This window comes from Ruegeria sp. CE8, assembly GCF_056537465.1.
In genome coordinates this window covers 444,909-460,045 of record NZ_JBQFRP010000003.1, presented here as the reverse complement: position 1 = coordinate 460,045, position 15,137 = coordinate 444,909, and the positions used below count along the sequence as shown (strand labels likewise).

General features: G+C 55.7%; 18 protein-coding genes and 1 tRNA gene. 1 reads left to right on the top strand and 18 read right to left on the bottom strand.

All coding sequences use genetic code 11. The annotated features are described in order from the left end of the window. Positions 1-20 precede the first annotated feature (20 nt). From ACR0AA_RS07960 to ACR0AA_RS07930, 7 genes are all read right to left on the bottom strand, one after another. Positions 21-557 carry a GNAT family N-acetyltransferase gene (locus tag ACR0AA_RS07960; RefSeq protein WP_480755813.1) on the bottom strand — a complete coding sequence of 179 codons (537 nt, stop codon included), beginning with the start codon at positions 555-557 and terminating at the stop codon, positions 21-23. Then, positions 554-1,162, bottom strand: coding sequence for a LysE family translocator (locus tag ACR0AA_RS07955; RefSeq protein ID WP_480661740.1), 609 nt, complete (start codon positions 1,160-1,162; stop codon positions 554-556). The genes ACR0AA_RS07960 and ACR0AA_RS07955 overlap by 4 nt, the downstream gene beginning before the upstream one ends. Continuing rightward, positions 1,159-1,662 carry a GNAT family N-acetyltransferase gene (locus ACR0AA_RS07950; RefSeq protein ID WP_480661739.1) on the bottom strand — a complete coding sequence of 168 codons (504 nt, stop codon included), beginning with the start codon at positions 1,660-1,662 and terminating at the stop codon, positions 1,159-1,161. Before ACR0AA_RS07950 ends, ACR0AA_RS07955 begins: the two co-directional genes overlap by 4 nt. 84 nt (positions 1,663-1,746) lie before the next feature. Further along, positions 1,747-2,016, bottom strand: a complete 270-nt coding sequence (gene rpmA / locus ACR0AA_RS07945; RefSeq protein ID WP_050602452.1) for a 50S ribosomal protein L27 — start codon at positions 2,014-2,016, stop codon at positions 1,747-1,749. An 11-nt stretch (positions 2,017-2,027) separates the two neighbouring features. Next, positions 2,028-2,645, bottom strand: a complete 618-nt coding sequence (locus tag ACR0AA_RS07940; protein ID WP_480661737.1) for a 50S ribosomal protein L21 — start codon at positions 2,643-2,645, stop codon at positions 2,028-2,030. Between the two features lie 206 nt (positions 2,646-2,851). Beyond that, on the bottom strand, positions 2,852-3,574 hold the full coding sequence (locus tag ACR0AA_RS07935; RefSeq protein ID WP_480661735.1) for a DUF2059 domain-containing protein: 723 nt from the start codon (positions 3,572-3,574) through the stop codon (positions 2,852-2,854). Positions 3,575-3,651: 77 nt separating this feature from the next. Further along, positions 3,652-4,494, bottom strand: coding sequence for a DUF2059 domain-containing protein (locus tag ACR0AA_RS07930; protein ID WP_480661734.1), 843 nt, complete (start codon positions 4,492-4,494; stop codon positions 3,652-3,654). A gap of 123 nt (positions 4,495-4,617) precedes the next feature. On the opposite strand from ACR0AA_RS07930, the gene ACR0AA_RS07925 reads away from it, so the two are divergent. Continuing rightward, positions 4,618-4,707: transfer RNA gene (locus tag ACR0AA_RS07925), tRNA-Ser, on the top strand. Between the two features lie 499 nt (positions 4,708-5,206). Here ACR0AA_RS07925 and ACR0AA_RS07920 read toward each other — a convergent pair. The 11 genes from ACR0AA_RS07920 to ACR0AA_RS07870 form a co-directional block, all read right to left on the bottom strand. Next, positions 5,207-6,076 (bottom strand): hypothetical protein, encoded by an 870-nt coding sequence (locus tag ACR0AA_RS07920; protein ID WP_480661732.1) that lies wholly within the window; start codon positions 6,074-6,076, stop codon positions 5,207-5,209. 29 nt (positions 6,077-6,105) lie between these two features. Continuing rightward, a complete protein-coding gene (glsA, locus tag ACR0AA_RS07915; protein ID WP_480661730.1) occupies positions 6,106-6,894 on the bottom strand; it encodes a glutaminase A in 789 nt (262 codons plus the stop codon). Then, positions 6,866-7,291, bottom strand: coding sequence for an alanine:cation symporter family protein (locus ACR0AA_RS07910; protein ID WP_480755812.1), 426 nt, complete (start codon positions 7,289-7,291; stop codon positions 6,866-6,868). Before ACR0AA_RS07910 ends, glsA begins: the two co-directional genes overlap by 29 nt. Before the next feature lie 46 nt (positions 7,292-7,337). Beyond that, positions 7,338-8,867, bottom strand: coding sequence for a phospholipase D family protein (locus ACR0AA_RS07905; RefSeq protein WP_480755811.1), 1,530 nt, complete (start codon positions 8,865-8,867; stop codon positions 7,338-7,340). A gap of 55 nt (positions 8,868-8,922) precedes the next feature. Further along, a complete protein-coding gene (locus ACR0AA_RS07900) occupies positions 8,923-10,011 on the bottom strand; it encodes a transporter substrate-binding domain-containing protein (protein WP_480755810.1) in 1,089 nt (362 codons plus the stop codon). A gap of 105 nt (positions 10,012-10,116) precedes the next feature. Then, entirely contained in the window at positions 10,117-10,962 is an 846-nt protein-coding gene (gene ypfJ / locus ACR0AA_RS07895; RefSeq protein WP_480755809.1) for a KPN_02809 family neutral zinc metallopeptidase, read from the bottom strand. Between the two features lie 186 nt (positions 10,963-11,148). Further along, complete coding sequence (locus ACR0AA_RS07890) at positions 11,149-11,334, bottom strand: hypothetical protein (protein WP_480661720.1); 186 nt, start codon at positions 11,332-11,334, stop codon at positions 11,149-11,151. 22 nt (positions 11,335-11,356) lie between these two features. Further along, a complete protein-coding gene (locus ACR0AA_RS07885) occupies positions 11,357-12,367 on the bottom strand; it encodes a HupE/UreJ family protein (RefSeq protein ID WP_480755808.1) in 1,011 nt (336 codons plus the stop codon). Then, complete coding sequence (locus ACR0AA_RS07880; RefSeq protein WP_480755807.1) at positions 12,364-13,236, bottom strand: peptidyl-prolyl cis-trans isomerase; 873 nt, start codon at positions 13,234-13,236, stop codon at positions 12,364-12,366. Before ACR0AA_RS07880 ends, ACR0AA_RS07885 begins: the two co-directional genes overlap by 4 nt. 63 nt (positions 13,237-13,299) lie before the next feature. Continuing rightward, the gene (locus ACR0AA_RS07875; protein WP_480755806.1) at positions 13,300-13,677 is read right to left on the bottom strand and encodes a hypothetical protein; all 378 of its coding nucleotides are present in this window, start codon (positions 13,675-13,677) and stop codon (positions 13,300-13,302) included. Positions 13,678-14,097: 420 nt separating this feature from the next. After that, entirely contained in the window at positions 14,098-15,099 is a 1,002-nt protein-coding gene (locus ACR0AA_RS07870; RefSeq protein ID WP_480755805.1) for a SphA family protein, read from the bottom strand. Between the last annotated feature and the right edge of the window lie 38 nt (positions 15,100-15,137).

The following is a 15,137-nucleotide window of genomic DNA, read 5'->3' as shown; positions in this document are numbered from 1 at the left end:
AAGGCCCCATCGGCCACAAGTCAGAGTTTTTTACTGTACGTCCAGGTGGGCACATTAGCATCGCGTGCCACCGAATAGCTTTCGGCATCTCCAAGGTATTCAAACCCGCAATGCGTAAGTACCCGGGCCGAGGCCGGATTGTCCTGAAACACGCTGGCAAACATCGTCGCATTTTCAAACGGGTTTGCATTGACCAGCGCTTCGACTGCCTGCGAAGCGATGCCTGTGTTCCAATAAATCGGCGCGACCCAATAGCCAACTTCGGACTGGTTCCGGTCAAGCCGTTTCAGCGAGATCAGGCCGATCAGCTCGGGACCACCATCCTTGGTTGCATCCATGACCCAGACGTCCTCGTCTCGTTCGTCACCCATCGAGCGGGTGATGAAAGCCGCGGTCGAGCCAGGCGCCAGTGGATGCGCGATACTTGTGGTCATGCGCGCCACGCGCTCATCACCTGCATAATGTTCAATGAGACCCAAATCCGAACGGCGCAGTGGGCGCAGATCGAACCGCTCGGTTTCGATGACCGGCTGGTTTATTATTGTCTCAAGTTTCATGAGTGCGTTCCTCCTCCGAACAACACAAAAAGTACAGACGCAACAGTGAGACTGGCTAACGTCCACATCAGATATTTTTCCACGGGCCGACCTTCAACCACGTGGGCAATTCTATCTCCGGCAAAAGTCCAGATCGGATGTAAGACCGCCTGGCAAAACAATAAACAGAGAGCGATCGTGAACGTTGCGTTAAACGTGGGCGTGCCAGCCGCAACGAACCCGGTAAACCCGGCGATGATCATGGCCCAAGCCTTTGGGTTAAGGGGGTGAACAATCAATCCCGCCCAAAAACCGGGCACTTCTCCGGTGCTCTCACTGCGCGACAGGCGCAGGTTGGCGATTTTCCACGCAAGCCAGCAGATATACGCCGCCGAGGCGTATTTCAGCACCGTAAAGACCATCGGTGCCTGGTCTGCGAGTTGCAGCAGACCAAATCCCACCGGCCAGATGATCAACTGCTTGCCCAGGATAACGCCGGCCACAAACGGCAGCGCCGCCTGAAACCCATACCGCGCACCCGTGCCCAACAATACCATGTTGGCGGGACCTGGCGTGCCAACCTGACTGGCAGCAAAAATCAGGAAACTGGCGGTGGCGACTGTCATTTTTTCGCCTCCCATGCGTTCCTGTCCAATTCCATCCATTGTAGCGTCACGGTTTTGCCGGTCGATCGCACAACGGTTTCGGACTGCGAAGTTGGAACGAAGCCAAGCTTGGACAGCACGGAACGAGAGCGTTCGTTGCCAAGATGGTAAGAAGCCTTCAGGCTGTTGCTATCACCATTAAAGTGACGGTGAACAACAGCGCTTGCGCTCTCGGTCGCAAGGCCTTGACCCCAAAAGGACTGTCCCAACCAATACCCGAGCTCTTCACCTGCAGAAACAGTGCCGATCAGTTGGCCATCTTTTTCAATCGCAAACGCGTCATAAACCTGTGAAGCCAGATTGGTGACGAAGTTTTCCGCGTCTTCAATGGTAAAGGGAAACGGAATGCTGTTCACCCAGCGCACAACATCCAGATCGTTCAGGAGCGCAACCATACGCGACGAGTCTTCACGCCGGAACCGACGCAAGACAAGAAGCTCTGTTTTAATCACTTCGGTCATGGGACCGCTCCTGAAAACGAGAAAGGGGACCGGCACTTTGTGCCGGTCCCCCATGAATTTTTCTTAAACCTTCTGGGTTTCGGCTTACTCTGCGGCCTCCGCCACTGGCAGGACCGAAATAAAGGTGCGGTTTTTGAGTCCCTTGTGGAACTTCACGGCGCCATCAACAGTTGCAAAGATGGTGTGGTCTTTGCCAATGCCTACGCCTTCGCCCGGCCAGAACTTGGTGCCGCGCTGACGTACGATGATGTTGCCTGCGATGGCTGCTTGGCCACCGTACAGTTTCACGCCAAGGCGGCGACCAGCTGAGTCGCGACCGTTACGGGAGGAACCGCCAGCTTTTTTATGTGCCATTCTCTCTCTCCTTAGCCTTTGGCCAGCTCTTTGGCCTGCTCAACCCATTCGGGCTTCACTTTGACCGTTTCGATAGCAGCAATCTGCTCGTCCGACAAGGCGGCCAGAGCAGCAAAGCTCTCGATACCGGCTTCGGCCAGCTTCTTGGCAGCGGCAGGGCCGACACCGTTCAGCTTGGTCAGATCGTCAGTGGCAGCAGCAGCGGGTGCCTCTGCTTTGGCTTCAGCTTTCTTCGCAGCAGGCTTTTTAGCCGCCGGAGCAGCTTCGCCAGCCGGTGCCGAACCGGTTGCAGCTTTGATGCCCGACTTGTCAGCGCCCGACGACAGGATGTCGGTGATCTTGACCAGAGTCAGTTTCTGACGGTGGCCAACGGTGCGCTTCGAGCTGTGCTTACGACGACGCTTGACGAACTTGATGACCTTGTCACCTTTGATCTGTTCGATCACTTCGGCCTGAACGCCTGCGCCTTCAACGAAAGGTGCGCCAACCACCGGAGCGTCACCGCCCAGCATCAGAACATCGTTGAATTGAACTTTTTCACCTGCGTCGGCAGCCAGCTTTTCAACGCGGAGCACATCGCCCGCCTGAACCTTGTACTGCTTGCCGCCAGTCTTGAGGACCGCAAACATGCGTCTTTCCTTTTCTAACCCGCGTTCTGTGGTCCCCGTCTGGGTGTTTCGGCCTAGGCCACCTCGAACAGCGCGCCCTTTTCGGGCTGTGTGACGACCCATGGGACCAGCCCGATGGGTCAATAATAACGATACCCGGCGCGGAGAAACCGGCCGGGATGCGCGCTTATCCATAGAATACCGGTGAAAGTCAACATCAAAAGCGGTCAAAGATCCGACGCGCTCAGAACCCTCGAGACCGCCTGCCCAAGTTGATAGTAGATCTGGTCATACATCAGATCGAAACCATCGAAAAAGGCTTCATTCACGGCGCGTCCGGTCTCGGTCCGGGAAAATGCGATGTTCTCGCGCATCTGTGCCTCGTTCAGGGGCTGATAGGCAACCAACAGAAAGGAGTACATCCAGATTCTGGTTTCTTCGGTGACGCTGTCCTTGTCCGACAACAGCTGCGCCAGAATGTCTTCTGAACTGGCACCGATATCTGCGCTCAGACCGCGAAAGAAATTGTAATCCGAACTGAGAGAGCTGTGAACGTTCTTCTCGATCAGTTCATTGACTTCGATGTATTCGTCAACAAGGCGATAGAATTGACTGTCGCGCGAGCCGTTGACATAGTTCTCACGCGCCATGTCCTTGATGGTTTCATCCGCAAATGCCTGTCGCGCCGAGTTTTCCAGCGAAACAATGGTTTGCCCAAGGTCGCTTTCAAAGAACACGATGGCGCGGTCCAATTCGCTGCCTGTCAGGCTGGCCTCGAAGGTCTGAGTGATCTGCTCGCGCATCCAGATCGGATCATAAATGTCGTCCACCTGTGCTTCGAACAGAGGGCCGCCGTTACTGCCAAGGAACGTGTCATTCAGATCCTGTCCCTGCACCCTGCCCTCTTCGCGCAGAATGTCGATGACTTGTTCCAAATGGAGTGCCTGCATCAGGCGCTCAACCCTTTCTTCCGCTGCCAGGGGCGCAGCGCAAAGCAAAAGGGGCAAACAGAAGGCAAATAAGCGCATCAGATATCCTGAGCCGGGTGCAGGTCAGCCATCCGTGCCGCGAGAACTTCGAACTTCATAGCCATGATTTCGTACTGAATGGCATTCAGCAACTCATAGACTTCCTGCATCAAAGGCTGCTCCAGCGCCTCCGCATATGCGATGACTTCGGAATCCGAAAAGTCCTGATAGGTGTAGGCCGCGCCGGCAAGCGCAGACAGTTGTAGCGCCTGGCGCATACCAGTTTCGTTGCGCTTCATCATCTGACGCAACTCATCCGCGTCCAGTTGCAGGTCGATCACACCCGAAGCGCTTGCAGCAAGAAGGAACCGCACCTGAATTTCCTGCAGCGCGCGCAAAGCCGTGCCGCTGGAATCAATCGCATTGTTCATACGCTTCAGGTTTTCAACGCGCATGGAGCCATTCTTGATCAGTTCGGAAACGATCTCTTGGCCTTCTAGTTGTTTTGCCTCGTCATCCTCGATCATATGAGACGCATTTTCAGCGTCGACCAGACGTTGACCAAGATCCGAAGCATAGAATTCAACCGCGTGGTTCAGCGCATCGTCGCTCAGCGTCTGCTCAAGAATCGACACCGCGGTTTCGTGCATGTCCTTGGTGTCAAAAACTTCTTCGGTCAGACGTGCCCAGTCGGACCCGAAACCCTCGGGGTCGATTCCCAGCATTTGCGGCGCAGAAGCGGACGCAAGCGCGATGCTCTCCAGCGCAACGTCAAACCCCGTAGTGGTGAGAAAGGCTTCGATCCGGTCCCTTCCGGCAGCGGCAGCGTGTTGAGATGCGGCTGTAAGGGTCAGAAGCAACAGAAAAAGCGGAAAACCGATGTGGCGTGCAAGATATGTCATAAGGATGAGCCTAGGCGAAATACGTCGTCAGGCAATGGAAAATCCCAGCTTTGTTAATTTCGGGAATTTTCTGCTTGCACCCTCTCGCGTTCATCACTAAATCCCCCCCTCACAGACCCCCGCGGAGAGGTGCCGGAGTGGTCGAACGGGGCGGTCTCGAAAACCGTTGTGGGTGCAAGCCCACCCAGGGTTCGAATCCCTGTCTCTCCGCCACTATCCCCTTAAAAAAATACGTGGCCACTTGTGAGAGCCGCCAAATCGCCTGCATAACCTCGAAACTCGGCATACTATGCCGAGATTTGAGGTTCCAATTGCGCCGACTATGCCGTCTCGAGACGCCGGAACCTGGTTCCCGGACCTCGCCAGATGGCCGCAAATGATATCTCCTGACTGCAAATAAAACAGGTCTCGCAAATACTGCGAGGCCCGATTTCAGGTCATGAGCAACTGAGGCTTGCCAGAAACCATTGTCCCCATCAGAGCGCACAGCATCTTGCTCTTCCTGTGTCAGATATCGAAGATAATACCGCTCGGTTGTCCTCACCGACAAATGGCCGATATATCGGCTGACCCGATATATACTCCAGCCTTCCTGCAGGGGTTCGATTGCAAATTTGTGCCTGATATCATGCAGGCGTGAGCCGAAACCGGTCTCCTGCCCGTATTCCCAGAACAGATTCGATGCATCCTTGTAATGCCCGTGAGAACCGCTTTAAAGCGCGAGAACTCCGGCCAATCCATGTTTTCGTGCAGTGTCAACAAGGTGATGAAACCGGGCTCTAAATCGGTGTTCATGCGGGCGATGTCTTTGGTGTGCATGAGTGCATAGGGTCTTCGCATGGACATCAATGCAGCGGCATAAATCGAAAACTGCCAGACAAGGACTGTTGGTTTGCTCGCCTGAACTTCCAACACGTCGAAGAGATCCGTCTTCATTCGCAGATCGGCGGCGTTGTTTGTCGAATCTAAGGATGTTTACCGCGACATCTCCCCCTGCCCGCGCGACATTCTCGGTAAAGCTTCCCTGTGGGCTGGCTTGCTGATCTGCCGAGCCTCCGGGGAGGTTGGAAACACTCTCGGGGTCGACGCCCGGCAAGTTACCCTCTCGGACATCCCCCAGTTTTTGCAGACCCGTCTTTGCCGACCGTCCGGAGCGTTTGAAAAACCGCCCGATCCCCTCGGGCACGCCTTTCAGAGTTTCTTTCGGCTGTTTGGCAAACTGGCGCAGGTTTTCGAAGGTCTCTCCGGCTGTTTCCTCAGCTGCATCGATGAACTGCTGATCGTTCTGGATATGGTCAAGCGCAGCAAGAGCTCGAATTTCGGTCAGACGCGCTTTTAACATGCCTGGACCCGAGGCTGAGAATTGTCCGAATGTCGTTTCAATACGGTAAGTTGACATGAAACCATCGGTCGGCACCTGTTCTTCGATGCGGTAAATCTCGGTCGAAAGCGGAATGCCCTGGACGCTTTCCTGCGCAGACAATACGGGCGGCACTTCGTATTCGATGCTTAGCGCCGTGTTCGGAGCAAACAATAAAGCGACCGGGACGGCTTTCAGGAAATTACTCTTGATCAGGTTCATTTTTTCCACCCACTTTAATTTGATCAAGTTCAGAACACCGACCAGCTGAGCCTATGCGCCAATTCCTCGACTGCTTTGATCGCCAAGACCGCGTTGCCTTTCTTGTCCAATGCGGGGCTCCACGCGGCGATGGACCCAACGCCGGGGACAATGGCGACAAGTCCTCCGCCGACCTTGCTTTTGCAGGGCAAACCGATCCCAAAGGCGACCTCACCTGAGGCGTCATAACACCCACAGGTCATCATCAGCGCATTCACGCGGCGTACGCGTTCTGGCGTGACACCCGCGGTTTCCGCGTCAGGCCCGTTGCCCTCGGTTGCCAAAAACCGTGTGGACGCAGCGAACTGACGGCAACTCATCTCGTTGCTGCACCGACGGAAATATATTTCGGTGACCTCTGTCACATCGCCGCGAATGTTGCCTTCGGCCAGCATGAAGTAGCCCAAGGCCCGGTTGCGGTCGCCCGTTGCTACCTCAGAGGAAAAGACATCGTCGTCCGCCATGATATCCGGCGAGTCTGCCAGACGTCGGCAAAGCTCAAGAACCGGATGCAAACCGGGTTCGCCGGATTGGTGTTCTAAAATTACATCGGACACAACAATCGCGCCCGGGTTAATGAAGGGGTTTCGAGATTTGCCGCGCTCGAACTCAAGCTGAACGGTCGAGTTGAAGGGATCACCCGACGGCTCTCGGCCCACGCACTGCCAGAGTGATGCACCGACATGCCCAAGCGCCACGACCAGCGCGAACACTTTCGAGATGCTTTGGATGGAAAACGGCACGCCAGCATCACCTGCAATGATAGGTTCTCCGTTCAACGGTGCAAACGCTATGCCAAACCGGTTTAGCGGGACGCTCGCGAGTTCCGGGATTTAGTTGGCACCTCTCCGCGATCAGCCTCACCGTCCATTCGGGCAGCGCCACCATCCAAATCCAGAAGATTGCTCCCGGTCCGCCCAGCGTCAGGGCACCCGCGACACCTGCCAAGTTCCCGGTGCCAACCCGCGACGCAAGGCTGACAGTCAAAGCCTGAAACGGAGTGATCCCGCGTTTGTCGGTGCTGGGGGCTGCCGTGATGACGCGCAGCATCTCGCCAAAATGTCGGAACTGCGGGGCACCGAGTCGGATCGTGAAATAAAGCCCAGCCCCCAGCAGCGCGTAAACAAGGACATAGTTCCAGAGAATACCGTTCAGACCATCAACAAAAAAATCCATCTAAAACTCTTTCTCTTAAATTGCGCCCACTCTTTTTGGACCCGCATTAAAGCTGCGACCCAATAGGCAGGATCGCCAATATCCCGGCCTTGATGTGATCAAAGAAACTGCCGGTGGGTTCGTTTTTATACAGCAGGATCGCGCCATCCTCGCGGCGGGATCGCCAGGTGAGACGGTCATCCTCGTCATACTGGACCGAATAGGTGTTTTCCTTCAAAGCTTCATCCAGCACGACCACTGCGCGTTTTGTCAGATCCGGTGAGTCAACAAGCACACCCATTTCGGTGTTTATGTTGACCGACCGTGGATCCCAGTTGAACGAGCCCACAAACAGGTATCGGTCATCAATGGTAAACGCCTTGGTGTGAAGGCCCGCGCGCGACTGACCCCAGTTCACGCCCCTCTGATGCACCCGATCGGAATCAGGGCGCAATTCAAACAGCTCAACGCCCCCGTCCAGCAGCGCGCGCCGCTCTTTTGCATAATGCGCATAGACAGGCGCCACATCGTTTGATGCCAGTGAATTGGTAACGACGCGCACCTCGACCCCGCGATCCTCAAGTTCGCTCAGCCATTCAACCCCTTTCTTGCGCGGAACGAAGTAGGCCGACACGATGTTGACCGAGCTTTCGGCTTTCCGGAAATAGGGCACCATTTGCGATGCCAGAATGGGCTGACCGTTATCGGCCCCGGCCGCTTTGGACGGCGGGTCGGAATACAGTTTGGCCGGAACCCAGTTCAACCTGAGCGTCCTAAGCGTAAAGTTCTCTTGCGCTGCTTTTTTGACCGCCGCTGCATACGGGGTTTTCAGGGATTCATCGACCAGCGCATTCAACAGCACGCGGGCGTCGTCCAACCCCAGAGTCTCGGGTTCGTCAATCACCGCGCGGGCGGGAACGGCAAATTCGCTGTTCCAGTATTCGTCGAAATTATCCGACACCTCATTCACCACCGGCCCAGCCACGAGGATGTCCAGATCGGCATAGTTAAACTCTTCCTTGGCCAGAAAATACTCATCGCCCACATTGCGGCCACCGACGATGGAAATGGTGTTGTCTGCGGTGATGGACTTGTTGTGCATCCGCCGGTTGATACGTTTGAAATCCGTCAGGCCCGCGATCAGCAGGCTTTGGTCGCGCCAGAATGGATTGAAAAGCCGGATCTCGATATTTTCATGGGAATCCAGCGCCGCCGTCATCGCGTCATATCCGGATGTATCCATGTCATCTAGCAGCAGCCGAACCCGCACACCGCGATCCGCCGCATCAAGCAGGCTTTGGGCGAACAACTGCCCGGTTAGGTCGTTGTGCAAAAGGTAGTATTGCGCATCGATTGACACATCCGCCTGTGCCACCAGCACCATGCGCGCCGCCAAGGCTTCTTCTCCGTTGCTGATCAGCTTGACGCCCGACCGCCCGTCGCGCGGGTCACCCAGTTTGCGCACCGCCGATGTCAACCTGCTGTTGGACGGCGTCTCGACGACCCGCGATGGAGTTTGGACAAAATCCCGAGGCCCTGTCGAACAGGCTGCCAGCGCGATAAGTCCCAGCAAAACCCATAGAAATTTTCTCGACATCATCTTTCTTCCTTTGGCCTTATTCTCCAAACCAGATCGGTGGAGCTGGAACGTCTCATTTCCCGATGTACCTTAGCACCTCGGCCTCCCACGCCGGGCTTTTGCGGACAGACAGCAAAGCGCGATTGAGCACTTCGACATATTCGCTTTCATCCTGCAGGGCGAAGGCATAGTTTTGTTCTTCGAACTCATAGGGCAGCACTTCGGGGGTCTCGAAACGACCCTGCTCTCGGCCCTGTAGGATTTCGTACTTCAGGGCGGGTGCATCCATGACAACCGTATCGACCCGGTCCGTTTCCAGGCTAGTGACTACTTCTGACAAGGTAGCAAAGGTGCGCGCGGCAATGCCTGACCGTTGCAGATATTCTGCCGACGTTGAATCCGCCAGCGTCGCAACCCGCACCTTCGCCAGATCTTCTGGTGAACGGATTTCGGATCGGATCTGCTCCAGCGTGAATGCGCTGGCTAAAATAGCCGTGATGCTGGCTACCATGATGGTACTTCCCACCGCCAACAAAGCCGAGAGAATCCGTGCAGTCGGTGTTTTGAACTCGTAACAGCGAATGGGACCGCGCGTCACGAACAGCAGTCCGATGACCAGAGCCTCCATCACTTTCCCACCTCGAGTTTTCATCGCGTAGAGCTTCGAGTTGATCTTATGCTCAAGCAGATAAAAGATGCCGCCAACCACAGCTGCCGCGCCGAAGACGATGATGATCGCAGTCAGAATTCGCGGACTCAGAAGGAATTGCCGGATCGAACTTAGATAGCTGACCTTCTTTATCCCAATCGCCTTGTGGGTCTCAAAAAAGGAATGAGAAAAGTCGACCAGTTCTTCGCGTTCCGGCGTGATCGAAAGGCAGGAGACACCAACTGCGGATCGACCGGTGGCGACACTTTCGATCATGTCACCGAAATTCATGACCGAAATGTCGTACGTAATGTCCAATTCCCTGCCGACGCGGTCCCACAAGAAAATGGCCAGCCCATCCAGGTTGCCACCTTCCTGCATCACGAAAGGTGGACAAACCGCTGCAGCGATTGGCACCAAGCCTCTACTATCCTGTGCTCTGCCGTTGTCGGGCAATAATGCCAAAGTGAACAGCACAGAAATACTCAGGATCAAAGAAAATTTACGTTTCAAACTCACATCATTGAAATAAATTGGTTTTCGAAGAACGAAACTCAGAGCTTTTTCAAAGCAAAATTTGGCCTTTAGTTTGAATAAGTCCGCTGGCATCACCAGTTCCTACAACCGGTTCGTCGAGAAGGTGTCGCAACTGTTGGGGTCCCCGGTTTCATATCCCTGATAGAACCAGTTTTGCCGTTGCTGACTTGTGCCGTGAGTAAAGCTGTCCGGAACCACCACTCCCTGTTGCGCGCGTTGCAAAGCGTCATCTCCAATCGCGGCTGCGGTGTTAAGAGCTTCTTCTATATCACCGGCCTCAAGTACGCCAAACCGCTGATCAACGGCGCGGGCCCAGACACCGGAATAACAATCAGCCTGAAGCTCCACGCGCACCGAAAGGGCGTTCGCCTGGGATTGGCTGGACTGGCTTTTGGCACGGTTCACCTGTTCCAGAACGCCAAGGCTGTTCTGAACATGATGGGCCACTTCATGCGCGATCACATAGGCTTTGGCAAAGTCGCCGCGCGCGCCGAGGCGCTGTTCCATGACCTGAAAGAAGGACGTATCCAGATAGACGCGTTGATCGACTGGGCAATAGAACGGACCGGTCGCGGGCATGGCACGCCCGCAGGCTGAATGGGTCCGGTCCGCAAATAAGACCAGTATGGGTGGCGTGTATTGAATGCCGGAGTTCCGGAATATCTCTGACCAAATTTCTTCGGTATCGGCCAGGATGACGGCCACAAACTCTTCGGTTTCGTCGTCAATCTGCACCGGCGCATTCGCTTGCGGCGCCGAAAGTTGACCACCACCGGTCAAAAACGGGGTCACATCCACGCCCAGAAACAACCCTACGACAACGACCACGATCAATCCAAGACCGCCGATACCAGCACGGGACGTGCCGCGCGACCCATGGCGTCGGTCGTCGATGTTTTTGCTTGTACGTCGTCCTTTCCAGCGCATGCGGCCTCCGAACAATTCGGGTAGTCTACCACAGTTTTCACGGTTCCCCGATCTACGAGGTTTGAACGGGGAACCGATCCGGGCTTCCAAAGCCTGAGGCAGTGACAACCGTAACTAATGGACGATATCGGGTGTCACTTCGCCACCACTCAAATTGCGCTCAGTGTATTGGAACGTCCGAATTCCTCAACCGTCGATACCGGCAGTATCGCGTGCTGTTTCGGCCGGAGTGCAACGATTGCTCACCCCGATCGTTGCCTGCTGGACTTGGCGTTTCGCGGCCTTTTCCGGTGTGCAATCCGGGTCCACCACGTCGCAGCCAGCAAGCGCGACTACAGCGACCATCATCACGCCTCCAAGTATTTTAATCATTGTCCCTTCTCCATCTTTTTGTTCAAAATCCTGCCAGCCGTTCGGCCAGCCAGAACGCTGCAATGCATCCGATGGGATATCCGAGAAATTGGCGCGACGGCTCATGTGCCATCGACCAGCCCCAGACCATTTGCAGTGTCTTTTTCAGCGTCAGGAACACGCCCAACACTGCAAAGATGAATGCCAGTTGCCCTGCCTCAACGCCGAGGTTAAAGGCCAGCAAGGCCGCCGGGATGTCCTGCTCGGGAAGACCAATCTCGGCCAGCGCTCCGGCAAAGCCCAGACCGTGCAGCAGGCCGAACCCAAAGGATGTCACCCAGGGGAAACGGCTGGCCAAAGTCTTTGGTTTGTCGTCAGAGCGCAGAACCTCTGTCGCCAAAAAGACGATCGACAGGGCAATCACGGCCTCGACCGGAGGGCCCGGTACGTTCAGCACGCCAAACGTGGCCAGAACCAGCGTGATGGAATGCGCGACGGTAAAAGCAGTCACTGCCGAGATCAGCTGCCGCAGATTGCGGATCAATACCAGCAGGGCAAAGACAAACAGCAAGTGGTCCCAGCCTTCAAGGATATGTTCAAAGCCCAGAACCCCATACTGCCACAGCGTCTGAACAAGCCCCTGTTGCGCGGGCAGCGTGACGGCCGGTGCATCCGGCGTCAGTCGGAAGGTCGCAATGTTCACCGTGTCCAGATACCCCACCCGCAGTAAGACGTCCGTTCGCTGCGCATCAAGCTTGTCGATTAGGATCATATTGCCGCGCAGGTCTTCGGCGCAGGTCATACGCCAGATCTGAGTCCAGGCGCGACCGTCAAAGACCGGCGCGTCAAAGGTGGGTGCGGTACAGACATCCGGAAGCGCAACGTCGATATCCATCGGTGCTCCCAGAACGTCGGGTTTGCGCCAAAAGACGTGCCAGTCACTCTCGGTTTCCTGCGAGATTTCCAGATAACCGGGTTCCAGCGCGTGAGCATTTGCAAAGGCGGGAACCAGAAGCCCCGCCAACAGCACAATCAGCGTCAGAAGGCGACTCATGTGGCACCCGCTGGCGCGTCGGTCTCCGCGGGTTCCTGAATCGTGTAAGTGGATCGCAGGTTTTGCAGAAGGGTCTCCGTCGCGCGTTCAGCCTGCTTCTCACGCCAGTCGGCCAAAACACGATCCCGGATCACGCCAAAAGGCGGCAGAGTGGCGTCCAATCTGTTGTCGATCCGAACCATGTGAAGTCCGAAAGACGATTGAACAGGTCCGCTCCATTCACCCAGCGGCAGAGGTTGCAACTGATCAAACAAGCCCGTTCCAAAGTTGCCATCTACTGAGTTGCGCGCGCTCAGATCAAACCCGGCCGGAAGCAGTGACGCCTGACCCAACTGGCGGTGGTCTTCGCCTGCCGTCAAACGCGCCCGAGTCTGTTCGACAAATGTCTCGCTTGGGTTTTGCCCCAGATAAACAAGGCTGACTGCAAGCCGTGCGGGGGTTGTGAACGCGTCGGCATTGTCGGACAGGTAAGTTTGCAGCACCTCATCCTCGGGGCGGGCCGCGCCTGCCTCGGAGGTCAAAAGGAAGTTCATCTTCTGCACCAACCGGTTGCGGATGATCTCGTCATTCCCATCCAACCCCAGCGCCAAAGCTTCGCGCACCAACACTTCCCGGTTCAGCCAATCCTCTTTGAGTTTCGCCAGTTCCTCCGCCGTCGGAGGGCGCCGCCATGTGTTTTCGTACTGACCGGCCAGAATGTCGATCTGACGCTGATCGACAATGATGACCCGCGCATCCGGGTCAGCGTACCAGGCGTCCGGTTGTGCAAGCTTGAACCAGCCAAAGATCGCAAGGCTGAGAACTGCAAAATGGACAAACGGCTCGGTGACTATCCGGCGGATCATACTTGGTTTGAATGAGGGTGGCATGGTCCGACTCGGAGGGTTCGTTGTTTGCCAGTGCGCATTCATCGCTTTGCCCTGTTCATGGGTTCACACCCCCTTTGGAACCAACAGTTTCAGCGTGAAGCTGACGGTGTCGGCAGCTGAAACCGCCCCATCGAAAAAGTTGTGCTCGTAGGACAGTGACCATTGCCACGGTAGCCCTCCACCCTTGACGAGCTTGGACACCTTGACCCCCAGCGGCAGGCTGTTGAATTCGCTGGCCTCCCAGTCGTAGACAAAAACCATTTCGGATGTTCCGGCAGACCAACCATTGCTAAGGTTGTAGTTGAAGACAGGCTGGATTGTGGACAGGTTAACATCCGACCGTTCATCGTCCCCAGCGACGGTAAACAGGTTTTGATTAAAAAGTCCCCAGAGCCCCATTTTTCCTGTTTCGCAAACCCTGCCGCAGGCCCTAAGGCCCATTTCTCTGCGCTCAACCCGTCTTCGCCGGTCGGCAGTAAGGCCACCGCGCCGACGCCGAAACGACCCCAGGACCTATCGAAGGTCATGAGGTCGAACAAAGTGGTGTCGCTCAGGCCCGACTGCCCATTGGCGCTGCCCGTCACATATGGCAGCGTGAGCCGTGCAATGTGGTTGGTTGATCCCAGCGTAAATGGGATCGCAGCCCGAAACTGCAGCAAGCTGCTGTCCTCCGGCGAGTTGTGTAGATTAAAATTGAAAAACCCTTGCAACTGAAACGACATAATCGAAGCCGTCGGGTCATTAGCGGCCGTTTCCAGCGATTCTGAGTTTTCCTGCGCCTGAACACCCCAAGGGACCAAAAAAGCCACCAACCAAGACAGGTACATATTCTTAGACACGTTTAACACCGTGATTTCATTTTCAGAAAGACAGAGAGATCAAGGCCGTCAGGACATCGCTTTCAAATCGCCGTTTTGCCGCAAACTCATGCGTATATTTGAGCTTTAGGGAGGCGTCGGCTCCCAGCAATGTTCCGCCATCATAGGTGACAAGCGGGCCAATACCGCTGACCTGAGCCCGCAGGCTGCTGGCCCCCAAGGCGATCCGGGTGAGTTCGGCGCCTGCACCACTGTCATCTTCAAGCTGATGGTAAGTGTACCCGGCAAGACCAACCCCCCAGCCCGAGCGGAAGCGTTGCACAACGGCTCCTTCTAATTGAAATGCAGGAGCAGTCTGATAGTCGGTAGCATCGTTTTCTTCGCTGAACAGCAGGCTGGCCGCACCCGAAACCTCAAAACCACGTTCCGGAACAAACCAGGTCGCAGCAAAGAAGGGTTGGAAAGACCAGACATTCTTGCCGGCATTCAAAACTTGGACGGTGCGCTGCTGAACGTTAATAGATGCGGTATTGTATTCGCCAGTCGGCGCAAAAACGGTTATGCCCGTGCTGTAATGCAGATTGCCCCGGTGCCACCCCACCAAACCTGTCAGGCTGATGTCACCGAAGCTTGAGAGCGTGTCGTCAATGTTCGCACCCTGCAAAGGGGGGCGGATCGCGGTAAAGGTGAGTTCGGCGACGGGAAAGGGAACGGTCAGGTTTATGGCAGGGGTCCCGCCAAAGAGCTGCGCGTCGAAAACCTGAGTTACACCCAGTCGCCATAGGTTCAGTTCAAGGTCTGCGTCTGCTGCAATCGGAAGCCCTGCAAGCGAAACGCCGTCCACGCTGCCGTCCAGATAGTCGAATGTCAGACTTGTGTAGGATCCCGGCTCGGGCACAAATCCCGAAAACGTATCTCTGGTTCCCAGAAAGTAAGCACCCAGACCCCCTTCAACCGCAATCGCCGGTTTGACTGGCAGAACTGTAATCGTAGCTATAGCCACCGCACCCATCGCTGAGCGCATCTCGCGCAAAAGCATTTTCATTTTTCACCTCGTTCTAACTTCTTGACGCGTTTGCTGTG